We start from the raw sequence: 263 nt of genomic DNA on the forward strand, positions 1-263 counted from the left end.
CCTGTCCCCGCGGGGACAGGTTACCCGCCTGACACGCTGCGGCAGGCGGAGCGCCCATGAACCAGCTGCGGGTTGCTAGGCCCAAACGGTCAACCAGACGGGTATGGCGTCATCGCAGGGTGGGCGTTTCCGCCCACCGCAACCGGTATCCAGACACCTGTCCCCACGGAGACACATCATGAAAACAGGCTCAAACAAGCGGATTAGGCACTGAATCTCGTCCTTCATCCCGCCCATCAGACCTGCCTGTCCCCGCGGGGACA

It is taken from the genome of Leisingera sp. ANG-DT (assembly GCF_000813785.1).
Taxonomy (GTDB): Bacteria; Pseudomonadota; Alphaproteobacteria; order Rhodobacterales; family Rhodobacteraceae; genus Leisingera.